The 22775-nt window shown below is 70.2% G+C and carries 23 protein-coding genes and 1 pseudogene; 12 read left to right on the forward strand and 12 right to left on the reverse strand.

The window, feature by feature from the left end:
- Positions 1 to 26: 26 nt before the first annotated feature.
- Complete coding sequence (locus ACIQ7Q_RS26825) at positions 27 to 968, reverse strand: hypothetical protein (RefSeq protein WP_403867221.1); 942 nt, start codon at positions 966 to 968, stop codon at positions 27 to 29.
- 79 nt (positions 969 to 1047) lie between these two features.
- On the opposite strand from ACIQ7Q_RS26825, the gene ACIQ7Q_RS26830 reads away from it, so the two are divergent.
- The 4 genes and pseudogenes from ACIQ7Q_RS26830 to recX form a co-directional block, all read left to right on the forward strand.
- Positions 1048 to 1242: a DUF3046 domain-containing protein gene (locus tag ACIQ7Q_RS26830; RefSeq protein ID WP_356636558.1), complete on the forward strand. Its 195-nt coding sequence runs from the start codon at positions 1048 to 1050 to the stop codon at positions 1240 to 1242.
- Between the two features lie 175 nt (positions 1243 to 1417).
- Complete coding sequence (locus ACIQ7Q_RS26835; RefSeq protein WP_403867225.1) at positions 1418 to 2782, forward strand: AI-2E family transporter; 1365 nt, start codon at positions 1418 to 1420, stop codon at positions 2780 to 2782.
- 240 nt (positions 2783 to 3022) lie between these two features.
- On the forward strand, positions 3023 to 4147 hold the full coding sequence (gene recA / locus ACIQ7Q_RS26840; RefSeq protein ID WP_403867228.1) for a recombinase RecA: 1125 nt from the start codon (positions 3023 to 3025) through the stop codon (positions 4145 to 4147).
- Positions 4078 to 4722 (forward strand): annotated as a pseudogene (gene recX, locus ACIQ7Q_RS26845) (recombination regulator RecX); the annotation flags it as partial. The gene recA and the pseudogene recX, both read left to right, overlap by 70 nt.
- A gap of 178 nt (positions 4723 to 4900) precedes the next feature.
- Here the strand turns inward: recX and ACIQ7Q_RS26850 are convergent.
- The 8 genes from ACIQ7Q_RS26850 to ACIQ7Q_RS26885 all read right to left on the reverse strand — a co-directional run bounded on the left by ACIQ7Q_RS26850 (position 4901) and on the right by ACIQ7Q_RS26885 (position 11162).
- Positions 4901 to 5287: a rhodanese-like domain-containing protein gene (locus ACIQ7Q_RS26850; protein WP_403867231.1), complete on the reverse strand. Its 387-nt coding sequence runs from the start codon at positions 5285 to 5287 to the stop codon at positions 4901 to 4903.
- Complete coding sequence (locus ACIQ7Q_RS26855; protein ID WP_403867233.1) at positions 5284 to 5862, reverse strand: cysteine dioxygenase; 579 nt, start codon at positions 5860 to 5862, stop codon at positions 5284 to 5286. Before ACIQ7Q_RS26855 ends, ACIQ7Q_RS26850 begins: the two co-directional genes overlap by 4 nt.
- A gap of 67 nt (positions 5863 to 5929) precedes the next feature.
- Positions 5930 to 5977 carry a hypothetical protein gene (locus ACIQ7Q_RS26860; protein ID WP_309506048.1) on the reverse strand — a complete coding sequence of 16 codons (48 nt, stop codon included), beginning with the start codon at positions 5975 to 5977 and terminating at the stop codon, positions 5930 to 5932.
- Between the two features lie 71 nt (positions 5978 to 6048).
- Positions 6049 to 7644 (reverse strand): FAD-dependent monooxygenase, encoded by a 1596-nt coding sequence (locus tag ACIQ7Q_RS26865; RefSeq protein ID WP_403867235.1) that lies wholly within the window; start codon positions 7642 to 7644, stop codon positions 6049 to 6051.
- 176 nt (positions 7645 to 7820) lie between these two features.
- On the reverse strand, positions 7821 to 8726 hold the full coding sequence (locus ACIQ7Q_RS26870; RefSeq protein WP_403867237.1) for an amino acid ABC transporter permease: 906 nt from the start codon (positions 8724 to 8726) through the stop codon (positions 7821 to 7823).
- Entirely contained in the window at positions 8723 to 9391 is a 669-nt protein-coding gene (locus tag ACIQ7Q_RS26875) for an amino acid ABC transporter permease (protein ID WP_403867240.1), read from the reverse strand. Before ACIQ7Q_RS26875 ends, ACIQ7Q_RS26870 begins: the two co-directional genes overlap by 4 nt.
- A gap of 74 nt (positions 9392 to 9465) precedes the next feature.
- Positions 9466 to 10305 carry a glutamate ABC transporter substrate-binding protein gene (locus ACIQ7Q_RS26880; protein WP_403867243.1) on the reverse strand — a complete coding sequence of 280 codons (840 nt, stop codon included), beginning with the start codon at positions 10303 to 10305 and terminating at the stop codon, positions 9466 to 9468.
- Positions 10306 to 10376: 71 nt separating this feature from the next.
- On the reverse strand, positions 10377 to 11162 hold the full coding sequence (locus ACIQ7Q_RS26885; RefSeq protein WP_403867246.1) for an amino acid ABC transporter ATP-binding protein: 786 nt from the start codon (positions 11160 to 11162) through the stop codon (positions 10377 to 10379).
- Positions 11163 to 11459: 297 nt separating this feature from the next.
- Here ACIQ7Q_RS26885 and ACIQ7Q_RS26890 point away from each other — a divergent pair, with 297 nt between their 5' ends.
- On the forward strand, positions 11460 to 12167 hold the full coding sequence (locus ACIQ7Q_RS26890; protein WP_403867249.1) for a response regulator transcription factor: 708 nt from the start codon (positions 11460 to 11462) through the stop codon (positions 12165 to 12167).
- A gap of 15 nt (positions 12168 to 12182) precedes the next feature.
- A complete protein-coding gene (locus tag ACIQ7Q_RS26895) occupies positions 12183 to 13577 on the forward strand; it encodes a sensor histidine kinase (RefSeq protein WP_403867252.1) in 1395 nt (464 codons plus the stop codon).
- Between the two features lie 141 nt (positions 13578 to 13718).
- On the opposite strand, the gene ACIQ7Q_RS26900 is transcribed toward ACIQ7Q_RS26895, so the two are convergent.
- On the reverse strand, positions 13719 to 14726 hold the full coding sequence (locus tag ACIQ7Q_RS26900; RefSeq protein WP_403867255.1) for a TAXI family TRAP transporter solute-binding subunit: 1008 nt from the start codon (positions 14724 to 14726) through the stop codon (positions 13719 to 13721).
- A 98-nt stretch (positions 14727 to 14824) separates the two neighbouring features.
- Between ACIQ7Q_RS26900 and miaB the strand changes: the two genes are divergently transcribed.
- Positions 14825 to 16312, forward strand: coding sequence for a tRNA (N6-isopentenyl adenosine(37)-C2)-methylthiotransferase MiaB (gene miaB / locus ACIQ7Q_RS26905; protein ID WP_403867258.1), 1488 nt, complete (start codon positions 14825 to 14827; stop codon positions 16310 to 16312).
- 127 nt (positions 16313 to 16439) lie between these two features.
- Entirely contained in the window at positions 16440 to 17147 is a 708-nt protein-coding gene (locus ACIQ7Q_RS26910; protein ID WP_403867261.1) for a class III extradiol dioxygenase subunit B-like domain-containing protein, read from the forward strand.
- 170 nt (positions 17148 to 17317) lie between these two features.
- Here ACIQ7Q_RS26910 and ACIQ7Q_RS26915 read toward each other — a convergent pair whose 3' ends face one another.
- On the reverse strand, positions 17318 to 17563 hold the full coding sequence (locus ACIQ7Q_RS26915; RefSeq protein WP_403867264.1) for an antitoxin: 246 nt from the start codon (positions 17561 to 17563) through the stop codon (positions 17318 to 17320).
- Between the two features lie 24 nt (positions 17564 to 17587).
- Entirely contained in the window at positions 17588 to 17773 is a 186-nt protein-coding gene (locus tag ACIQ7Q_RS26920) for a gliding motility protein (protein ID WP_403867267.1), read from the reverse strand.
- 298 nt (positions 17774 to 18071) lie between these two features.
- On the opposite strand from ACIQ7Q_RS26920, the gene miaA reads away from it, so the two are divergent.
- The 4 genes from miaA (at position 18072) to ACIQ7Q_RS26940 (ending at position 22756) form a co-directional block, all read left to right on the forward strand.
- Complete coding sequence (miaA, locus tag ACIQ7Q_RS26925) at positions 18072 to 19010, forward strand: tRNA (adenosine(37)-N6)-dimethylallyltransferase MiaA (protein ID WP_403867270.1); 939 nt, start codon at positions 18072 to 18074, stop codon at positions 19008 to 19010.
- A 106-nt stretch (positions 19011 to 19116) separates the two neighbouring features.
- Entirely contained in the window at positions 19117 to 19557 is a 441-nt protein-coding gene (locus ACIQ7Q_RS26930; protein ID WP_403867730.1) for a hypothetical protein, read from the forward strand.
- Between the two features lie 68 nt (positions 19558 to 19625).
- Complete coding sequence (gene dapF / locus ACIQ7Q_RS26935; RefSeq protein ID WP_403867274.1) at positions 19626 to 20540, forward strand: diaminopimelate epimerase; 915 nt, start codon at positions 19626 to 19628, stop codon at positions 20538 to 20540.
- 137 nt (positions 20541 to 20677) lie between these two features.
- Positions 20678 to 22756: a RelA/SpoT family protein gene (locus tag ACIQ7Q_RS26940; protein ID WP_403867277.1), complete on the forward strand. Its 2079-nt coding sequence runs from the start codon at positions 20678 to 20680 to the stop codon at positions 22754 to 22756.
- The last annotated feature ends 19 nt before the right edge of the window (positions 22757 to 22775 follow it).

Raw genomic sequence — 22775 nt, forward strand, 5'->3', positions numbered from 1 at the left:
CGGGTGCGGGTCGCCGCCAAGGGCGTTCATGCGATGCCGTGGCCGTAGGCCCGCAGGGTCAGCAGCGCCTCGATCGTCACGATCGGCCGTGCCTCCAGGGCGGTGCCGGGGGCCCATTCGCGCCATGTGAGGGGCCACCCTCCGTCGTCCCTCTGCTCACCCGCCAGGTGCTCCAGGGATCGGTCCATCTCCCGGTCCGTGAACCAGCGGCGGGCGAGCGAATCGGGTGTGCGGGCGTAGTCGTACGCGAAGTGGTGCTCCCCGGGGGCGTATCCGGGGGCGACGGGCTGGTCGTCGAGGCGTCCCGGGTCCAGCGCGACCAGCTGCTGCTCGCGCACGATCCGGCCGAGCCTGGCGGCCGCCGCCTGCGCGCGCGAGCGGTCCGGTGCGCCGTCCAGGAACGCGATTGCTGCCTCGACCTCGTACGGGTGGGACTTCTCGATCGCGTCGACCGCCGCCCAGCAGTAGTCGGTGGCCCGGAACAGCCATGCGTGCCACACCTGATTGCGGTGCAGCAGACCGACCACCGGCCCCGTGGCGAGCAGCTCGCTCGGCGGGTTGTCGACGATCGGGAGGAACGGAGCCGCGGGGTAGGCGCGCTGGGAGGGGTGGACGACCGGCAGGGCACCGTCCGGGGTGGACACCTCCGTGAGGTAGCGGCACATCCGCTCCACCCGCAGACCGCCGCAGCGGCCGATGGAGTCGAGCACGCGCAGGGCATGTGCGGTGTGCAGCGGCTGGCTGACCGGGCCGCGCAGATCGGGTTCGAGGGCATGGCCGTAGCCGCCGTCCTCGTTGAGGTAGGCGGCGAGGGCCGTTTCGACGGCGTCGGAGCTGCCGCCCAGGAAGTGGTAGGCGAACCGTCGCTGCTCGAGCACCCGGGCGGTCAGCCAGATGAAGCGCTCCGCGCGCGCGAGTGCCGACGCGGACGCGGGTGAGGGATCGGTGGTTGCTCCGGTTCCAGCCATGTTCCGACGGTAGAGCGAATAGGGCTTTCGGCAAGCAGGACGGACAAGGCTGCACTCTTGGGGGCGGGATACTGGCGTCATGCGGTTGACGATTTTCTGGGAGCGGATGGCCGACCACTTCGGTGCGGTGTACGCGGACTCCTTCGCGCGGGACCATGTGATGGCCGAATTGGGCGGCCGAACGATCCACGAGGCACTGGCCGAGGGCTGGGAGGCGAAGGACGTGTGGCGCGCCGTGTGCGCCGCCGTGGACATCCCTGCGGACAAGCGCTGAGACGCCGGACGGCCCACCGCGGTCACCGCGGTGGGTCACACTGGCCCGGTGGCCCAGACCGACAGGACCGCCCGGACGAGATCGACCGGGACACGAACGCGCCGCACATCCTCTGTGCAGGACGTCGCACCCGACGCCGCGCAGGGCACTACCGCAGGACGGGACCGCTGACGACATGACCGCTGACGAGAGGACCGCGCAGGACGCGGTCGCGTCGGACGAGGCCGCCGTGGGCATTCCCGCGCAGAGCGCCGCGGCGCCCGCCACTCCGCCGTCCTCCCCGCCCCCGGGAGCGGACGCCGCCACCGCGGCCGGCGCGCCCGGCGGCATGCCGCGCTGGCTGCCGCGAGCGATGATCCTCGCCCTGGCGCTCTACGCCTGTTTCCAGCTCGGCAGCTGGGCCTTCCACCAGTTGATCGGTCTCCTGATCAACATCCTGATCGCCTTCTTCCTGGCGCTTGCGATCGAACCCGCGGTCGGACGGATGGCGGCACGCGGCATGCGCCGCGGCCTCGCCACCTTCCTGGTCTTCTTCGCGGTGCTGGTCGCGGGTGCGGGCTTCGTCGTCCTGCTCGGTTCGATGCTGGCCGGCCAGATCATCGAGATGGTCGAGGACTTCCCCAAGTACCTCGACTCGGTCATCCGCTGGATCAACGACACGTTCCACACGGAGCTCTCCCGGGTGGAGGTCCAAGACAGCCTGCTGCGCTCGGACTGGCTGCGGAAGTATGTCCAGAACAGCGCCAGCGGGGTGCTCGACGTCTCCGCCACCGTGCTCGGCGGTCTCTTCAAGCTGCTGACGATCTTCCTGTTCTCCTTCTACTTCGCGGCCGACGGGCCCCGGCTGCGTCGAGCGCTGTGCTCCGTACTGCCCCCGGCCAAGCAGACAGAGGTGCTGCGCGCCTGGGAGATCGCGGTCGACAAGACCGGGGGGTACCTCTACTCGCGCGGCCTGATGGCGCTGATCTCCGGGATCGCGCACTACATCCTGCTGGAGATCCTCGAAGTGCCGTACGCCCCGGCCCTGGCGGTCTGGGTCGGCCTGGTGTCGCAGTTCATCCCGACCATCGGCACGTACTTGGCGGGTGCCCTGCCGATGCTGATCGCGTTCACCGTCGACCCCTGGTACGCGCTCTGGGTGCTCGGCTTCGTCGTCGTCTACCAGCAGTTCGAGAACTACGTACTGCAGCCGAAGCTCACCGCCAGGACGGTCGACATCCACCCGGCGGTGGCCTTCGGTTCTGTCGTCGCCGGCACGGCGCTGCTGGGAGCGGTCGGTGCCCTGATCGCGATCCCGGCGGTCGCGACGCTCCAGGCGTTCCTCGGCGCGTACGTGAAGCGCTACGCGGTGACCGACGACCCGCGGGTCCACAGCCACAGCAGGCACGGCGGCGGCCGGGCGCTTGCGCGGGTGCGCAGCGCACTGGGAAGCGGCCGTCGAGGCCCCTCGGCAGGGCAGGACGCGCAGGGTGCGGTGCCTCCGCAGGCGCCCGTACCCCCGCGGGGTGCGGCGCCTCCGCAGGCCCACGGCGAAGGCTGAGACGGGCAGGCGCCCAGTCACCAGACCGCGCGCCGAGGCGGGATCACGGGGGTTCCACGGGTCGGCGTGGTGCGCGCGTGGTGCGCTTGACAGTAAAATCGAACATCCATTCTTATGGGGTTCCGGCCCTGATTCCGGTGAGTTATCCACAGGCTGGGCGGACGGCGGGGCCCATTGTCAGTGGCAGGGGTTAGCGTCTTTGACGTGAAGCGATCGACACAAGCAAATCGGGTGGAACCCATGGCAGGTACCGACCGCGAGAAGGCGCTCGACGCCGCGCTCGCACAGATTGAACGGCAATTCGGCAAGGGTGCCGTGATGCGGCTGGGCGAGCGGCCGAACGAGCCCATCGAGGTCATCCCCACCGGGTCGACCGCGCTCGACGTCGCGCTCGGAGTCGGCGGCCTGCCGCGCGGCCGCGTGGTGGAGGTGTACGGACCGGAGTCCTCCGGTAAGACCACCCTCACGCTGCACGCCGTGGCCAACGCCCAGAAGGCGGGCGGCGCCGTGGCCTTCGTGGACGCGGAGCACGCCCTTGACCCCGAGTACGCCAAGAAGCTCGGCGTCGACATCGACAACCTCATCCTTTCCCAGCCGGACAACGGCGAGCAGGCCCTCGAGATCGTCGACATGCTCGTCCGCTCGGGCGCGCTCGACCTGATCGTCATCGACTCCGTCGCGGCCCTCGTGCCCAAGGCGGAGATCGAGGGCGAGATGGGCGACTCGCACGTGGGTCTTCAGGCGCGGCTGATGAGCCAGGCGCTCCGGAAGATCACCAGCGCGCTCAATCAGTCCAAGACCACCGCGATCTTCATCAACCAGCTCCGCGAGAAGATCGGTGTGATGTTCGGCTCCCCGGAGACCACGACCGGTGGCCGGGCGCTCAAGTTCTACGCCTCCGTGCGTCTCGACATCCGCCGTATCGAGACCCTCAAGGACGGCACGGACGCGGTCGGCAACCGCACCCGCGTCAAGGTCGTCAAGAACAAGGTCGCCCCGCCCTTCAAGCAGGCCGAGTTCGACATCCTCTACGGCCAGGGCATCAGCCGCGAGGGCGGCCTGATCGACATGGGCGTGGAGCACGGCTTCGTCCGCAAGGCCGGCGCCTGGTACACGTACGAGGGCGACCAGCTCGGCCAGGGCAAGGAGAACGCCCGCAACTTCCTGAAGGACAACCCCGACCTCGCCAACGAGATCGAGAAGAAGATCAAGGAGAAGCTCGGCGTCGGCGTCAGGCCGGAGGCCTCGGCGGCGGAGCCCGGTGCGGACGCGGCCGCAGCAGAGCCGGCAGAGGACGTGGCGAAGTCGGTGCCCGCGCCCGCCTCCAAGGCCAAGACGGCCAAGGCGGCGGCGGCCAAGGGTTAGCGGGAATGGCCCGGCGAACCGAATGGCCGGGTGACAGCCCCGACTCGTCGAGGGCCGAGAAGGAGCTGTCTCCCCGGGATCCGGCTGAGCGGGCGCGGGCGATCTGCTTGCGCCTGCTCACCGGGACCCCGCGCACCCGCAAGCAGCTGGCGGACGCGCTGCACAAGCGGGAGATCCCCTCGGAGGTTGCCGAGGAGGTCCTCTCTCGTTTCGAGGACGTGGGCCTGATCAACGACGCCGCCTTCGCCGACGCGTGGGTGGAGTCCCGGCATCACGGCCGGGGCCTCGCCCGGCGCGCTTTGGTGCGGGAGCTGCGCACCAAGGGAGTGGACTCCGCTCTTATCGACGAGGCCGTGGGACAGCTCGACTCGGACCAGGAGGAGGCGACCGCCCGCGAACTTGTGGCGCGCAAGCTGCGCTCCACTCGGGGCCTCGACCGGGACCGCCGCCTGCGCCGCCTGGCCGGGATGCTGGCCCGCAAGGGCTACCCCGAGGGCATGGCGCTGCGGGTGGTCAGGCGCGCCCTCGAGGAAGAGGGCGAAGACACGGCGGACTTGGACGAGACGGACTACTAGGGGTGGGACCGGCCGCACGGGGGATGCGCGACCGGCGGGCGGCAGCGCATGCCTGCCCGGCCCATCTGTTCCCGGCTCGCTGGCTTCCGGCCCACCTCGTACGGCCTGCCCCTCGCCGCCCGTTCAGCTTGTGAGACCCGTTGTGCGGGACCCGTTCAGCCTGTGGAGCGGCCGGCCTCTACAGCGTGACCGGGAGCCCCGCCGCCTTCCAGGCCTGGAAGCCGCCGACCAGGTCCGTCGCGCCGCGCAGCCCCAACTGGTGCAGCGACGCGACCGCCAGGGTGGACGCGTATCCCTCGTTGCAGATCACGACGATGCGCAGGTCGTGGCCGACGGCCTGCGGGATGCGGTGGCCGCCTTGAGGGTCCAGGCGCCACTCCAGCTCGTTGCGCTCCACCACCACGGCGCCGGGGATCAGCCCGTCGTGTTCCCGCAGCGCCTGGTAGCGGATGTCCACCAACAGCGCCCCTTCGGCCGCCGCGGCGAACGCCTCCTGCGGTCCGACGCGTTCGAAGCCCTGTCGCACCCGCTCCACGTGCTCGTCGATCCCCAGCGTTGCACTCACTGCCAGTCCTCCGGACGCTCGACCTGCTCGAGCCGGAGCACTGCTCCGGACCTGCTGAAACGCCTCATCAGCGGCAACGGCGGATAGTAGGCGTGGACGGAGACAGCGTGTTCCGCGGGTGACTCGTTGAGCACCTCGTGCACATGGTGCGTGCCGAAGGCGCGGGACTGGCCGGCGCTCAGATGCCGTTCCCGGTCCACGCCTTCGATCAGCTCAACGGTTTTCCAGCCGCTCGCGGGCAGCCTGACGGCGAGGGAGTTCTCCGTCAGCTTGCCCTCCGCCGTGGCGAACGCGCCGAGTGATTCGGCGTGGTCGTGCCAGCCGGTGCCCGTGCCCGGCGGCCAGCCGATGAGCCAGGCCTCACTGCCGCGCGGCCCTTCCAGCCGCAGCCAGGTGCGGCCGTCGGGGTCGAGGGGCAGCGAAGCGATCAGTTCCTTGTCGGTGGCGGCGTGCCGCACGAAGTCGAGAAGCTCGGCGGAGGTCGGCGCACCGGGGTCGTTCGAAGTGGGCCGAGAAACCGCGCCGGGCGGGGCCGCAGCAGGCGGGGCGGAAAGAGGTGCAGCAGGGTGGGACACGTTGACCGTCCTGGAGTCGCTGGAGCACGCGCGGGCACAGCAGGCCGCAGCGCGGAAGGAAGGCGAATCAGCAGGAGGGGCGACACACGCAGCCCGCATAGCGGACGAGGTCCATATGGACCCTCCGCCACAGGCGCACATCGGTGTCGGTCACGCTCCGGAGTAGACCACGGGGGGTCGGAAGAATCAATCGGTGTCCGCAATGCGGTCGGTGGTCGCCGCGGACGGCGCGCCTCCGCGCACCAGGTCTGCGGCGGAGTGCAGTTCGGCGGGCTGCACTCCCGCGAACGCGGCGACCAGATGCCCGTCGGGCCGCACCAGCAGCACGGTGTGCGCCGAGGCGCCCGGGTAGCTCTCCGTCACCAGCAGTTCGGCCCGCGCCGGCAGGGCGCTCACGGCCGTCGCCAGCCGAGGCATGACACCGGCACCCACCCAGTGCCGCCGGTCCCAGACCCCGGTGCCGGGTGCGACCAGAACGACGAGCAGTTGCCCCCGCCCCAACCGGTCCCGCAGGCGCGTGGACGTGCCGTCGGGAGCCGTCACGTGCACATCGGCGACCGGTGCGCCCACCTCCGTGCCGACCGGTGTCCGGGGGCCGGTGGGCTCAGGCGTGAGGGGGGAGTGCGCGTACACGGGAGGGGCGCCGAGTACGCCCAGTCCCAGATGGGCGTCGGTGAGCATCGAGTCGTGCCCGCGAGCCGCACCCGGAAGGTAGGTGCGCAGCCCGCTGCCGCTGCGCAGTATCGGCAGTGACTGGTCGGCGGCGCGCAGTCGCGCGGCGACGGCGATGCGTCGCTCGGCCTGGTAGCTGTCCAGCAGGGTCTGCGACGCGCCGTGGTGCCAGGCCTGCGCCAGCTTCCAGGCCAGGTTGTCGACGTCCCGCAGCCCTTCCTCCAGCCCTTGCGCGCCGAGCGCTCCCAACAGATGGGCGGCGTCACCGGCGAGGAAGGCGCGGTCCACGCGCCAGCGGCGGGCGAGCCGGTGGTGCAGGGTGTGGACGCCGGTGTCGAGCAGCTCGTACGCGGGTGTCCCGCCGCACCACCCGGCCAGGGTGTCGCGGACCCGCGCCACCAGGGACTCCGGTGTGACCAGTTCGCCGCGGGCGGGAAGCAGCCAGTCCAGCCGCCACACACCGTCCGGCAGCGGGCGTGCGGTGATCTCGTCACCGCCCGACGCCCAGGACGGCTGGCGGTGCAGCAACGCTTCGCCAGGCCAGGGCAGTTCGGTGCGCAGGGCGGCCACGGCGTGACGTTCCACCGCCGTACGGCCGGGGAAACGGATGCCGAGGAGCTTGCGGACGGTCGACCGGGCGCCGTCGCAGCCGACGAGGTAACTTCCCCGCCACCAGGTCGCGGAGGGCCCACGCGTGTGGACGACGACACCGCCGGAGTCCTGCTCGAGGGAGTCGAGACGGCTGTCGGTGATCAGCCGCACGAGCCGGTGCCCGGTGACGGCGTCGCGCAGTCCGCGTGCGAGGGCGTGCTGCGGGATGTGCAGGGGGGCGGCGGGGCCACCGGCGCCGAGCGGCAGCTGCCGCAGTTCCTGCTTGCGCCGCATGGAGCGCCAGCCGGTCCAGACGGAGCCTTCGTCACGGACGGTTCCGCAGCCGAGCCGTTCCATCAGGGCCGCGGTGTCCGGGCGGAGCACGACCGTACGCGCGGGGCGCGGCTCGTCCTTTCCGTTGGTCTCGTCGAGCACGACGGTGGGGATGTCCTGTGCTGCGAGGGCGAGGGAGAGCGCGAGTCCCACCGGGCCCGCGCCGACCACGATCACCGGGTCCACGGCGTGACTCCTCGGGCTCGGAGGGTCATGCGGAAAAGTGCCGTTGGAGCCCGGTGCGCGATCACAGAACGTATGCAACCCACTGCCGGTGCCTGCGTCAAGCGACCACGGGAGCGCGGCGAGGGGCGGTGGCCCACAGGCCACCGCCCCTCAGCGGTCGAACATCCGATGAACCGTCAGGTGTGGGGCCTGTCATCGGCCTTGGCGACTCCGGGCTCCCCGACGGGCTCCTCCGCGCCGCCGGGTGCGGTCAGGACCGCGCCGGTGCTCTTCTTGGCCCGCCGCAGCCTCTTTTCCAGCCACGAAGCGAAGGTGGTGAGGACCAGGTTGAGGACGATGAAGATCAAGGCGACGACGATGAAGCTGGGGATGGTGTTCGCGTAGTTCGCGGCCAGCGTTCCCTGGGTGCTGAGCAATTCGGCGAAGGACAGCAGGGCTCCGCCGAGGGCAGTGTCCTTGACGATGACCACAAGTTGGCTGACCAGGGCCGGCAGCATCGCGGTGACCGACTGCGGGAGCAGGATGCTCCTCATGGTCTGGCCCTTGCGCAGGCCGATCGCCTTGGCCGCCTCCGACTGGCCCTTGGGCAGCGACAGGATGCCGGCCCGTACGACCTCGGCGAGGACCGAGGCGTTGTAGAGCACGAGGCCGGTGACCACGGCGTACAGCGGGCGTACATCGCTGCTGATGTCGGTGTAGCTCGCGTAGAACTCGTTCGCGAACAGCATCAGGATCAGGACCGGGATCGCGCGGAAGAACTCCACCACGGCCCCGGACGGGATGCGGACCCAGCGGTGGTCGGACAGCCGGGCGATGCCGAAGACCGCACCCAGCGGGAGCGCGATGACCATGGCGAGGGCCGCTGCCTTCAGCGTGTTGCCGAGGCCGGGCAGCAGGTAGGTCGTCCAGGCCGGAGCCTCGGTGAACGGCTTCCACAGGGACCACTCGAGCTGTCCGTGGTCGGCCATGGTGCGCAGGACCCACCAGATGCCCAGTGCCAGCGCGGCGAGGAAGACGGCCGTGTAGACGATGTTGCGACGCTTGGCGCGGGGGCCGGGAGCGTCGTAGAGGACCGATGTCATCGCTTCACCGCCATGCGCTTGCCGACCCAGCCGAGGATGAGGCCGGTGGGGAGGGTGAGGACCACGAAGCCGAAGGCGAAGATCGCCGAAATGAGCACCAACTGTGCCTCGTTCTCGATCATTTCCTTCATCAGCAGAGCCGCCTCCGCGACGCCGATGGCCGCCGCGACCGTGGTGTTCTTGGTGAGGGCGATCAGCACATTGGTCAACGGGGCGATGACCGAGCGGAACGCCTGCGGAAGCACGATGGTCGTCAGGACCTGCGTGAAGCTGAGACCGAGGGCGCGTGCGGCCTCCGCCTGGCCGACCGGCACGGTGTTGATGCCGGACCGCACGGCTTCGCAGACGAAGGCAGCGGTGTAGGTCGAGAGCCCGAGGACCGCCAGCCGGAACGACAGCGCGTCGAAGTCGTCGGCCACCCCCAGTGTCATGCCGAAGACATCGGCGAGACCGATCGAGGAGAAGACGATGATCACGGTCAGCGGGATGTTCCGGACTACGTTCACGTAGAACGTGCCGAACGCGCGCATCAGGGGCACCGGGCTCACCCGCATCGCGGCGAGGACGGTGCCGAGCACCAGGGAGCCGATTCCGGAGAGGACGGTGAGCTTCACCGTCATCCAGAACGCCCCGAGCAAGTCGTAACCTTCAAGAAAGTCGAACACGATCTCCCGCGCTTCCGCGTGTGGGAGGGCCCGGCGCGCCGCCGTCAGCGGCGGCGCGCCACGTCAGCCCTGCTTCACTTGACGATGTTGCCGATCTTCGGGGCGGGCTCGTTCTTGTAGTTGGCCGGGCCGAAGTTGTCCGCCACGGCCTTGTCCCAGGACTTGTCCTGGACCATCTTCTCGAGGGCGGCGTTGATCTTGTCGACCATCTCCTTGTCGCCCTTCTTGACGCCGATGCCGTAGTTCTCGTTGCTCAGCTTGAGGCCGGCGAGCTTGAACTTGCCCTTGTACTGCGGCTGCGAGGCGTATCCGGCCAGGATCGAGTCGTCCGTGGTCAGCGCGTCGACCCGGCCGCTCTGGAGGGCGCTCAGGCACTGGGAGTACGTGGGGTACTGCTTCAGCTGGGCCTTGGGTGCGAAGTCCTTCTTCACGTTCTGCGCGGACGTGGAGCCGGTGACCGAGCAGAGCTTCTTGCCGTTGAGGTCGTCGCCCTTGGTGACGTTGTCGTCGGCGCGGATCAGCAGGTCCTGGTGCGCGAGGAGGTAGGGGCCGGCGAAGTCGACCTTCTGCTTGCGCTCGTCGGTGATCGAGTACGTGGCGGCGATGAAGTCCACGTCGCCGCGGGCCAGCGCGGTCTCGCGGTCGGCGCTCTTCGTCTCCTTGAACTCGATGTCGCCCTCGGGGTAACCGAGTTCCTTGGCGACATACTTGGCGACGTCGACGTCGAAGCCGGTGAACTTGCCGTCGGGGGTCTTCAGACCGAGACCGGGCTGGTCGTACTTGATGCCGACCGTGATCTTCTTGTCGCCCGAGCCGCCGGAGCCGCCCTCCTTCTCGCCGGAGCCACAGGCAGTGGCCGACAGGGCGAGCGCGAGCACGGTGGCCGAAGCGGCGGTGACCTTGCGAAGCTTCATGATGACTTCCCTAGAAGTTGAGGCGAAGTGGTGGATCAGACGCGAAGTGCCGGGATCTGCTGATCCAGAACTCAGTGGTGAAGGATCTTCGACAGGAAGTCCTTGGCCCGGTCGCTGCGCGGGTTGCTGAAGAACTCCTCGGGTGTGGCCTCTTCGACGATTCGGCCGTCGGCCATGAACACGACCCGGTTCGCGGCCGAACGGGCGAAGCCCATCTCGTGGGTGACGACGACCATTGTCATCCCGTCCCGAGCCAGCTGCTGCATGACCTCGAGGACCTCGTTGATCATCTCGGGGTCGAGGGCCGACGTCGGCTCGTCGAAGAGCATGACCTTGGGGTCCATCGCCAGCGCCCGCGCGATCGCCACGCGCTGCTGCTGACCGCCGGAGAGCTGGGCAGGGTACTTGTCCGCCTGGGCGCCGACACCCACCCGGTCGAGCAGCGCGCGCGCCTTGGTCTCCGCGGCCTTCTTGTCAGCCTTGCGTACCTTGACCTGGCCGAGCGTCACATTCTCCAGGACGGTCTTGTGCGCGAAGAGATTGAACGACTGGAAGACCATGCCGACGTCGGCGCGCAGCCTGGCGAGCTCCTTGCCCTCCTGGGGCAGCGGCTTGCCGTCGATCGTGATCGTGCCGGAGTCGGTCGTCTCCAAGCGGTTGATGGTGCGGCACAGCGTGGACTTACCGGAACCCGACGGCCCGATGACAACCACGACCTCGCCACGGGCGATGGTCAGGTCGATGTCCTGGAGCACGTGCAGTGCGCCGAAGTGCTTGTTCACGTTGTTCAGAACGACCAGGTCGCCCGCCGGGGGCTGCTCGCCCTCGGGGTTCTTGGTCACTGACACTTCGCTCATCGGCCTCTTAGCTCCATCCTCCTCGGTTGGGAGGACCCTAATCACCCCGTGCGACCAGCGTCATCACATCTGAGGGGAAATTGAGCATAACGATCCGGCTGCAACCGGACACTATGCGTGAAGAGGGCAGTGATCGGCGATACCGGGTGGGTAACGGAACCATGTGGCGGCCGCTTCGCTCTTGACTGCACGGGTGGCCATCAGCCTTGATGCCCTGGGTAGCTTTGACCGGACTGCCCTGGAACACCACGCGACCGCACGGTGAAATCCGCACGACCGCACCACCGAAGGGGGGCCATGAGACTGCTGCTCGTCGAGGACGACGACCATGTCGCCGCCGCCCTGTCCGCGGTGCTGGCCAGGCACGGTTTCGAGGTGGTGCACGCCCGTAACGGCGAGGAGGCGCTGCGGGCGGTGCTCCCAGCGACCGCCCCCGCGAAGCCGCCCTTCGGCGTCGTGCTCCTGGACCTCGGCCTGCCCGACCAGGACGGCTACCAGGTCTGCGGGAAGATCAGGAAGCTCACGTCCACGCCTGTGATCATGGTGACCGCGCGCTCCGATATCCGTTCCCGGATCCACGGGCTGAATCTCGGTGCCGACGACTACGTGGTCAAGCCGTACGACACCGGCGAGCTGCTCGCCCGGATCCATGCCGTCAGCCGGCGCACGGCGACCGGTGAGGAGGCCGCCGCGCCCGCCGCCGACGACGCCCTGCGGCTCGGGCCGGTGACTATCGAGCTGCCCACCCGCAGGGTCAGCGTGGACGGCACGGAGGTACAGCTCACCCGCAAGGAGTTCGACCTGCTGGCGCTGCTGGCCCAGCGTCCCGGAGTCGTCTTCCGTCGCGAGCAGATCATCAGCGAGGTGTGGCGGACCAGCTGGGAAGGCACCGGCCGCACCCTCGAGGTGCATGTGGCGTCCCTGCGCTCCAAGCTCCGTATGCCAGCCCTGATCGAGACCGTGCGCGGCGTCGGCTACCGGCTCGTCGCACCCGCCGGGGCGTAAGGTCACTCGACTCCGGTGCGTACCCGACTTCTTCCGCTGCTCATCGTGCTCATGGCCGGTGTGTTGCTGGCCCTCGGTTTTCCGCTGGCCGTGAGCGTCGCCGCCGCACAGCAGCAGCGGGTCGTCGTCGACAGGATCGACGACACCGTGCGGTTCGCGGCGCTCGCCCAGTTCGTCACCGACCAGGGGGCGACTCCCGACGAGCGGCGCTCCACGCTGCAGGAGCAGCTCGACCGCTACCAGGACACGTACGGGATCCGGGCCGGCGTCTTCCACCGCAACGGCGGTTCCATGGCGCGCGCCCCGCGCGACTGGTACGTGCCGGCGGACGGCGTGGGGCGCGAGGCGTTCCAGGAGGCACTCACCGGCCGGCGCAGCGACGACCCGCCGCAGGTGTGGCCGTGGCAGCGGGGTGAGCGCCTCGTCGTCGCATCGCCGGTCGTACGGGACGGGGACGTCGTCGCCGTCGTGTTCACCGACTCGCCCACCGACCAGCTGCGCTCGCGGGTCCTGCGGGGCTGGCTGCTGATCGCGGCCGGTGAAAGCGCCGCGATGCTCGTCGCCGTCGGCGCGGCCTTCCGCCTCACCGGTTGGGTGCTACGGCCGGTGCGCATCCTGGACGCCGCCACCCACGGCATCGCCACCGGCCGGATGAACTCCCGTGTCGCGGCGTCGAGCGGACCGCCGGAACTGAGACGGCTGGCTCGCTCGTTCAACGAGATGGCGGACAACGTCGAAGAAGTACTGGAACAGCAGCGGGCGTTCGTCGCCGACGCCTCCCACCAACTGCGCAACCCGCTCGCCGCACTGCTCCTGCGCATCGAGCTCCTCGCCCTCGAACTCCCCGAGGGCAATGCGGAGATCGCCTCCGTCCGTACCGAGGGCAAGCGTCTGGCCCAGGTGCTGGACGACCTGCTCGACCTGGCGCTCGCCGAGCACGCCTCCGCGGAGCTCCGGCTCACCGACATCGGGGAGCTCGCCGCGGAGCGGGTCGCCGCCTGGCGACCGCTCGCCGACGAGAGAGGTGTCGTGCTGTCCTCCCGAGCCGCTGCGGTCACCGCCTGGGTGGACCCCGTAGCGCTCTCCAGCGCGCTGGACGCCGTGATCGACAATGCGCTCAAGTTCACCCCACAGGGTGAAGAGGTCACCGTAGAGGTCGTGTCGCAGGGCAATACGTCGACGGTGGTGATCACCGACCGCGGGCCCGGGCTGACCGACGAGGAGCTGACCCGTATCGGCGACCGGTTCTGGCGCAGCGGCCGCCACCAGAACGTGAAGGGTTCGGGGCTCGGTCTGTCCATCTCGAGGGCGCTGCTCATGGCGGGCGGGGGCTCCATCGCGTACGCGCACAACGAGCCGCACGGTCTGAAGGTGACCGTCACCGTGCCGCGCACGTCTCCGGAGGCGTGAGGCGTGAGGCGTGAGGCGTCGCGCGGTCGGGGCGTGAGGCGTCCCAGACGGGGCAGGATGCCTGAGGCGTCGCGCACGTCCATCGAGGCCTGAGGCGTCGCGCACGCCTCCGGAGGTGTGACCGGGTGTGGCGGAAGGGCCCTACGGTTTGACCGAGCGGTAGTAGCGCCGGGCGCCCTCGTGCAGCGGCAGGGGGTCCGTGTACACCGCCGTGCGGAGGTCCACGAGCTGGGCCGGGTGCACCGAGTTTCCGATGCGGTCCCGGCTGTTGATCACCGTGCGGGTGAAACCCTCGGTCTGTGCGGTGCTCATTCGGTCCGTGGTGACCAGCAGGTTCGCCACGGCGACCGTTTTGACGGGCAGGCCGCCCTGCGCCTGCGGGTAGGCGTCCGCAGGCATCACGGCGGAGCGGTAGTAGCTGGTCGGGTCGCCCGCCGCGTGCAGTTTCGCAACGAGAGCCGCTTCCAGCGGGACCAGGCGGACGCGGAACCGCTCGGACAGGTCCTGCACCGTGTTGGTGGGCAGGCCGCCCGACCAGAAGAACGCGTCGATCGTGCCTCTCTCCAGCTGCCCCGGTGCCACGTTGATGCCGGAGGGAAGCGCTGAGATGTCCTCGGCGGGGTCGATCCCGGCGGCCTTCATCAGCCGGTCGGCGACCAGCCGTATGCCGGAGCCGTCCTGGCCCACACCCACCGACCGGCCCCGCAGGTCGTGCACCGACTCGATCGGCGAATCCTTGGGGACGACCAGCTGGACGTAGTCGTCGTACAGCCGCGCGCAGCCGCGCAGCCGGTCTGCTCCCGCCAGCCCGTCACGCTTGTACTTCGCGACGGCGTCGGCGGTGGCGATGGTGAAGTCGGCCTCTCCCGAAGCCACGCGCGCCAGATTCTCCTGGGATCCCTCGCTGGTGCGCAGGCCGACAGCCACGTCCGGCATGTCCCGCGCCAGGGCGTCCTTCAGCAGGACTCCGTAGCGCTGATAGACGCCGCTGTGCGATCCCGTGCTCAGCGTCAGCTTCCCGCTGGGCGACGACTGCCCGAACGGCACGAGCCACCACAGCAGCAGCCCGAAGACCACCAGGGCCGCCGCCGCACCCTGGAGGGCGCGGCGGCGGCCGAGGGGGGAAAGGACCGGAAGTGCGGAAAGCATGCCGTGATCCTGCCAGCTCACTCCCCGTGATGGCCAGGCCCGGCCTCTCGGAAGGCAGGGGCGCGGGGCCGGGGCGACCCCGTACCCTGGTGGGCGCGATGAGTGCGAAAACTTACGAGGTGCGCACCTACGGGTGCCAGATGAACGTCCACGACTCCGAGCGGCTGTCGGGCCTGCTGGAGGGTGCCGGATACGTCCGCGCGCCCGAGGGCGCCGACGGAGACGCCGATGTCGTCGTCTTCAATACCTGCGCGGTGCGGGAGAACGCCGACAACAAGCTGTACGGCAATCTCGGCCGGCTCGCGCCGATGAAGTCCAAGCGCCCGGGTATGCAGATCGCCGTCGGCGGCTGCCTGGCGCAGAAGGACCGCGACACCATCGTCACCAAGGCGCCGTGGGTCGACGTCGTCTTCGGTACGCACAACATCGGCAAGCTCCCGGTGCTGCTGGAGCGCGCCCGAGTCCAGGAGGAGGCGCAGGTCGAGATCGCGGAGTCGCTCGAGGCCTTTCCCTCCACGCTTCCGACCCGGCGCGAGTCGGCGTACGCGGCGTGGGTCTCCATCTCCGTGGGGTGCAACAACACCTGCACCTTCTGCATCGTGCCCGCGCTGCGCGGCAAGGAGAAGGACCGCAGGCCGGGGGACATCCTCGCCGAGATCGAGGCGCTCGTCGCCGAGGGCGTCAGCGAGATCACCCTGCTCGGGCAGAACGTCAACGCGTACGGCTCCGACATCGGCGACCGAGAGGCCTTCAGCAAGCTGCTGCGCGCCTGCGGGAACGTCGAGGGCCTGGAGCGGGTCCGCTTCACCTCGCCGCACCCGCGCGACTTCACGGACGACGTCATCTCGGCCATGGCCGAGACGCCGAACGTCATGCCGCAGCTCCACATGCCGCTGCAGTCCGGCTCCGACACGATCCTGAAGGCGATGCGGCGCTCGTACCGGCAGGAACGCTTCCTCGGGATCATCGAGAAGGTGCGTGCGGCCATTCCGCATGCCGCCATCTCCACGGACATCATCGTCGGCTTCCCGGGCGAGACCGAGGAGGACTTCGAGCAGACCATGCACACGGTGCGTGAGGCGCGCTTCGCGAACGCGTTCACCTTCCAGTACTCCAAGCGCCCCGGTACCCCGGCGGCGACCATGGACGGCCAGATCCCCAAGGAGGTCGTCCAGGAGCGCTACATGCGCCTGGTCGCCCTGCAGGAGGAGATCTCCTGGGAGGAGAACAAGAAGCAGGTCGGGCGCACCCTCGACGTCATGGTCGCCGAGGGAGAGGGACGCAAGGACGGAGCGACGCACCGGCTCTCCGGCCGCGCTCCCGACAACCGTCTCGTCCACTTCACGAAGCCGGACACCGATGTGCGCCCCGGCGACGTCGTCACCGTCGAGGTCACCTACGCCGCCCCGCACCACCTCCTGGCGGAAGGCGCCACGAAGTCCGTGCGGCGCACCCGTGCCGGTGACGCGTGGGAGAAGCGCAACGCCGCAGAGGCACCGCAGCCGGCCGGCGTGATGCTCGGGCTCCCCTCCGTGGGGGTACCCGCCCCGCTGCCTCCGGCGACGGGCGGCTGCGCGGCGGGCTGAACGCCGCGCAAGGGCGTATCGGGCGGCGGCCCGAACGCCGCCCGGGTGTGCACCGCGCGACGGGAGCCGGCGTGTGCCCGCCCGGTGACCGTCCCGTGGGAAATGGGCGCGGGCTACGCTGCGGATCATGCTCGTAGCCGCCGCCGTCTGTCCCTGCCCGCCGCTCCTCGTGCCCGAGGTCGCCTCGGGAGCGGCATCCGAACTCGACGGGGTCCGGGCCGCGTGCGCCGACGCGGTGGCCGTTCTCGCAGCCGCCCGGCCCGATCTGCTGGTCGTGATCGGGCCGGAGGGGCACGAAGACCTTGTCCCGCATGCCGCGGGTGCCGCCGGCTCCTTCCGAGGTTTCGGCGTGGACCTCGACGTACGGCTCGGTCAGGGGCAGGCGCAGGAGCGGACGCTGCCGCCCTCACTGGCCGTCGGAGCCTGGCTGCTGGACCGCACCCGCTGGGCGGCAGCACCCGTCGGGGCGCTCGGTGTGGGAGACCTGCTCGGCCGGGACCGCTGTGCCGCCGCCGGACGCGAACTCGCGGCCCGGGCAGGACGGGTCGCGCTGCTGGTGATGGGGGACGGCAGCGCCTGCCGCACGCTCAAGGCTCCCGGCTACCTGGACGAGCGTGCGCCGGCCTTCGACCGGCAGGCAGCCGATGCGCTCGGCGCGGCCGACATCGAGACTCTCAAGGGCCTGGACGAGTCGTACGCCCACGAGCTCAAGGTGTCGGGCCGCGCCTCGTGGCAGGTCCTCGCCGGCGCGGCCGAGGGCGCGGGCCTCGCGGGCCGGCTCCTCCATGAGGCCGCTCCGTACGGTGTCGGCTACTTCGTCGCAGCCTGGTCGTAGCGCCGCGGCGCGGTAATGGGGGTGCGCGAAGCCCCGCCCTCCGCCCGGAGGGCGTCGCGGGCCGGGTGAGGCCTGCGGCCTCGGCCCGGTCACGGCCGGCTCCGGACAGCGGCGGACGGCCGCGGGGCTGTGCACTCCACGGCCGTCCGCCGGAACCGGTTCGATTGCTCTCAGCCGGCCGGCGGCGGCGTCGTCCCGCCGGTGTCGTCCTTGTGCGCGATACGGCCCAAGGCCTGCTTGGCCTTTCCGGTGCCCGTCTCGATCTTGTCGCTGTACTTGCCCTTGGTCTTGTGATCGACCGTCCTGGCAGCTCGTTCCAGGCCGTGCCCGATCTTGCCCTCGTGCTGCTGGGCGAGGTGGGCGACCTTGTCCTTGGCCGGGGCGAGTTTGGCCTTCAGGTTGTCCTTGAAGCCCATGGGACACCTTCCTTGTCGCGGGACCTACTGACGGGCGCCTTCACCGGCCTCGCTGTCCGCCGCGTCCTCGGCCGACTGCTGCTTGGGAATCTCCACTCCCTCAACGGCAGCCCCGTCCTCGACGGGCTCCCCGGCAGCCTCAGCGGTGTCTTCGGCCGTAGGCGCCGCGGGCTCCACCGTCACCGCGGTTTCCGCCCTGCCGTCACTCACCTCGGACTCCTGCGGCGAAGTTTCGGCCTCGGCCGCCGGCGCCGTGGCTGCTTCGCCTGCTGCGGGAGCCTCCTCGGCCGCTGCGGACTTACTGCGAAACCATGAGAAAACACCCATATTTACTCCATAGCCTACTCGTGTGGTCGAAGTTCCGCGCCGCCCGGAGCGTCCTCTTGCGTCGCACGCGGGCACCGGCTCGAAACCGGCGCTCGGAACCTCGCAACAGGCAACGAACCGGATCCACTCTCGTCACCTAGCTCGTTCGGGGACATGTCGACGTGTTTGCGAGACTGGGGCGGTGAGAAGTGCAGCTCCCGCACCGCGGGTCATCGCCGTCGTCGGTCCCACCGCAGCCGGAAAGTCCGATCTGGGAGTATTCCTCGCCCGCCAACTCGACGGCGAAGTCGTCAACGCCGACTCCATGCAGCTCTACCGGGGGATGGACATCGGCACCGCCAAGCTGACGACGCAGGAGCGCGGCGGAGTGCCGCACCGGCTCCTCGACATCTGGGACGTCACCCAGACCGCGAGTGTCGCCGAGTACCAGAAGCTGGCGCGGGCGGAGATCGACCGGCTGCTCGCGCAGGGCCGCACGCCCGTCCTCGTCGGAGGCTCCGGGCTCTATGTGCGCGGCGCGATCGACGCGCTCGAGTTCCCCGGGACCGACCCCGAGGTGCGTGCGCGGCTGGAGGAGGAGCTGACCCTGCGTGGCCCCGGGGCCCTGCACGCCCGACTGGCCGCGGCCGATCCAGAGGCGGGCAGGGCGATCCTGCCGAGTAACGGCCGCCGGATCGTCCGGGCCCTCGAGGTCATCGAGATCACCGGCAAACCCTTCACCGCCAATCTGCCCGGCCACGACGCCGTCTACGACACCGTCCAGATCGGCGTCGATGTCGCCCGGCCCGAACTCGACGAACGCATCGCGGTACGGGTCGACCGTATGTGGGAGGCCGGCCTCGTCGACGAGGTGCGCGCGCTCGAAGCCCAGGGGCTCCGCGAAGGGCGCACGGCCTCCCGTGCCCTTGGCTACCAGCAGGTGCTCACGGCGCTCGCGGGGGAGTGCACGGAACAGGAGGCGCGCGACGAGACCGTACGCGCCACCAAGCGCTTCGCGCGCCGTCAGGATTCGTGGTTCCGGCGTGACCCGAGGGTTCACTGGCTGAGCGGCGCTGTCGACGACAGAGCGGAACTTCCGCATCGGGCGCTGGCGTTGATCGAACGAGCGGTCACAGCCTGATCACGTGATGGCATCGGGACGCTCCGCCCGTCATTCCCGCCCCCGGGGGCGTGCCATCATCGAGCATCGATCGACAGTTGAGTCCGAGTTGGGAGGGCGCGTGGCGATGGAGGCCGGCCCTCGCGACACGGAACAGCAACGGCGGGATGCGGCGGACGGTACGTCCGGCCTCAGCCCGGACGGGCCCGACGAGCAGGAAGTGCTCGCGGACGAAGTCGAGGTCGAACTGCGTCCGCCGCGGCGGCTCCGGATCTGGCAGCTCGCACCGATCGTCGTCCTCGCCGCCATCGGCTCGCTCATGTTCGCCTTCCCGCTGGCCTTCGGAACCGGCGACGGCGGAGCGGTCGTCGCCATGCTCGGGCTCCTGATCAGCTGCTGCGCCGCGGGCTGGGGTGTCATGGCCGCCCGTCGCGTCGGGCACACCTGGCCCGGCCTCCCGTCGCGCGGCTCCGGCGTGCGTCCTGACTGGCGTGTGCTCGCGCTCTACGTGGGTGTTGCCGCGGTCCTCGTCGCACTCGCCGTATGGCGGGTCGCGCGGCTGAGGTGAAGACGGCCGGTCATGGGGAGCTCCGGCCCGGGCACCCGTTCCGGGCGCTGTCCGACGCTCCTCGTACGATGGGGGACGTGAGCACCTCGCAGACCTCGCCGATCCCCTTCCTCAAGGGCCACGGGACCGAGAACGACTTCGTGATCGTCCCCGACCCGGACAACGCCATCGACCTGTCCGCGTCGGCCGTCGCCCGGCTGTGCGACCGCAGGGCCGGTATCGGCGGTGACGGTCTGCTGCACGTGGTGCGATCCGCGGCGCACCCGGACGCCCGCCACATGGCCGCAGAGGCCGAGTGGTTCATGGACTACCGCAACGCGGACGGTTCGATCGTCGAGATGTGCGGCAACGGCGTCCGTGTGTTCGCCCGCTATCTCCAGCGCGCGGGCTTCGCCGAGGCCGGTGACCTGGCCATCGCCACCCGGGGCGGGGTCAAGCGGGCCCACATCGCCAAGGCCGTTTCCGGCAGCGGCTCCGACGCGGCCGACATCACCGTCTCCATGGGGCGCGCGGTGCTCCCCGCCGACGGCGTCACCGTGTCCATCGGCGAGCGCAGCTGGCCCGCCAGGAACGTCAACATGGGCAACCCCCACGCGGTCGCCTTCGTCGATGAACTGGACCACGCCGGGGATCTGCTGACCACGCCGCCGTTCGCCCCGTCATCTGTCTACCCGCACGGGGTGAACGTGGAGTTCGTCGTCGACCGCGGCGAGCGCCACGTCGCCATGCGGGTGCACGAGCGCGGCTCCGGCGAGACCCGCTCCTGCGGTACGGGCGCCTGCGCCGTGGCCGTGGCTGCCGCGCGGCGTGACGGTGTGGATCCGGCGGCCACCGGAACTCCTGTCACGTACACGGTCGATCTGCCCGGCGGCCGTCTTCTCGTCACGGAGCGGCCCGACGGCGAGATCGAGATGACCGGAGCCGCTGTGATCGTCGCCGAGGGGTACATCGAGCCCGCTCTCCTCGAAACCGTGACCGCATAGCGCTTCCCTCGAATGGGTGATCCGTTTCACGCTGAGCGAGAGGCGGACTGCGCCACGTGGTGGGCTCGGTAGCATCAAGCACCGGCCGGGAGGCACACCAGTCTTCCACCGCCGGTCGAAGCTGCCGGAGGTGCCCCATGAGCGCAGAGGCCACCAACCCAGGTGCCCAGAGCCGCAGGCGCGGCCGAGCCAGGATCGACCTCCGCCGGCTGGGCCGCGCCGCACTGCTGGGCCCGGCGGCCCGCGACCGCCTGCCGGACGCGATCGGCCATGTCGCGGAGGCGCATCGGGCGCATTACCCCGACGCCGATCTCGCCACGCTGCACAAGGCATATGTGCTGGCGGAGTCCTCCCATCGCGGGCAGTTCCGCAAGAGCGGCGAGCCCTACATCACGCATCCGCTCGCGGTGACCCTGATCCTGGCCGAACTGGGCGCGGAAACCACCACCTTGACCGCGTCGCTGCTCCACGACACCGTGGAGGACACCGATGTGACGCTCGAGCAGGTGAGGGCGGAGTTCGGCGCCGAGGTCAGCTATCTCGTGGACGGCGTCACCAAACTGGAGAAGGTCGACTACGGGGCGGCCGCCGAACCGGAGACCTTCCGCAAGATGCTCGTGGCCACCGGCAACGACGTCCGCGTGATGTCGATCAAACTCGCCGACCGGCTGCACAACATGCGCACCCTCGGCGTGATGCGGCCCGAGAAACAGGCCCGCATCGCCAAGGTCACCCGCGACGTCCTCATCCCGCTCGCGGAACGGCTCGGCGTCCAGGCGCTCAAGACCGAGCTCGAGGACCTCGTCTTCGCCATCCTCCATCCCGAGGAGTACGAACGCACCCGCGTGCTCATCGCCGAGAACTCGGACGCCTGCAACGCCCTCGCCGCCATCGCGGACGACTTTCGTGCCGCGCTGCGCGAGGCGGACATCAACGCAGAAGTACTCATCAGACCGCGGCACTTCGTCTCCGTGCACCGGGTCCGCCTCAAGAGGTCGGAGCTGCGCAGCACCGACTTCGGCCGGCTGCTGATCCTCGTCGCAGAGGACGCCGACTGCTACGCCGTACTCGGTGAACTGCATACGTGCTTCACCCCGGTGATCTCCGAGTTCAAGGACTTCATCGCAGCCCCCAAGTTCAACCTGTACCAGTCCCTGCACACAGCCGTCGCCGGCCCGGACGGTGCCGTCGCCGAAGTCCTCATCCGCACGCACCAGATGCACAAGGTCGCCGAGGCCGGGGTCGTCGCGCTGGGGAACCCGTATCTCCCCGTCGAGGGCGCGGAGCCCGCAGACGGCGAGCGCGCCGACCCGACCAGACCCGGCTGGCTGTCCCGGTTGCTGGACTGGCAGCAGTCCACCCCCGACCCCGACACCTTCTGGACCTCCCTGCGCGCCGACCTGGCGCAGGACAAGGAGATCACCGTCTTCCGCGCGGACGGCCGCGCACTCGGGCTGCCCGCCGGAGCGAGCTGCGTCGACGCCGCCTATGCCCAGTACGGCGAGGAGGCCCACTCCTGCATCGGCGCGCGCGTCAACGGCCGTCTCGCGACCATGAGCACGGTTCTCGGCGACGGTGACACCGTGCATCTGCTGCTCGCCCAGGACAGCTCCTCCGGGCCGTCCCCGGAGTGGCTGGACCACGCCCGTACCCCTGCCGCACGCATCGCCATCACCAGCTGGCTCGACACCCATCCGGAGGGCGTCGCGGCCCCCTCCACCGCGCCTCGCCGCCCGGCGCCGCTCACCGGGGGCCGGCCCGTGTCGGCGAACGCCGTGGTGGATCTGCCGGAGGCGGCGGTACGGCTCGCGGGCTGCTGCACGCCCGTACCGCCGGATGCGGTCACCGGCTTCGCGGTGCGCGGGGGCTCCGTGACCGTCCACCGGGAGACCTGTCCGGCCGTGGCGCGTATGACGAGCGTGGGGCGCGAACCGGTCCCGGTGCGCTGGGGCGACGCCCCCGGGTGCCGGGTCACACTGATCGCCGAGTCGTTCGGCCGCCCCCGCCTCCTCGCCGATCTCACCGAAGTCATCGCCGGCGAGGGCGCCGCGATCGTCTCGGCAACCGTGGAGCCGCCGACCCAGCAGCGGGTCCGTCACACGTACACGCTGCAATTGCCCGACGCGGCCGGTCTTCCCGCCCTGATGCGCGCCATGCGCGACGTCCCCGGGGTGTACGACGTGAGCCGCGCCCAGCATCCGGCGGCCACCGCCTGACCTCGTTCGGGTGGGCCAG

Source organism: Streptomyces sp. NPDC096176, assembly GCF_044763255.1.
Classification (GTDB): domain Bacteria; phylum Actinomycetota; class Actinomycetes; order Streptomycetales; family Streptomycetaceae; genus Streptomyces.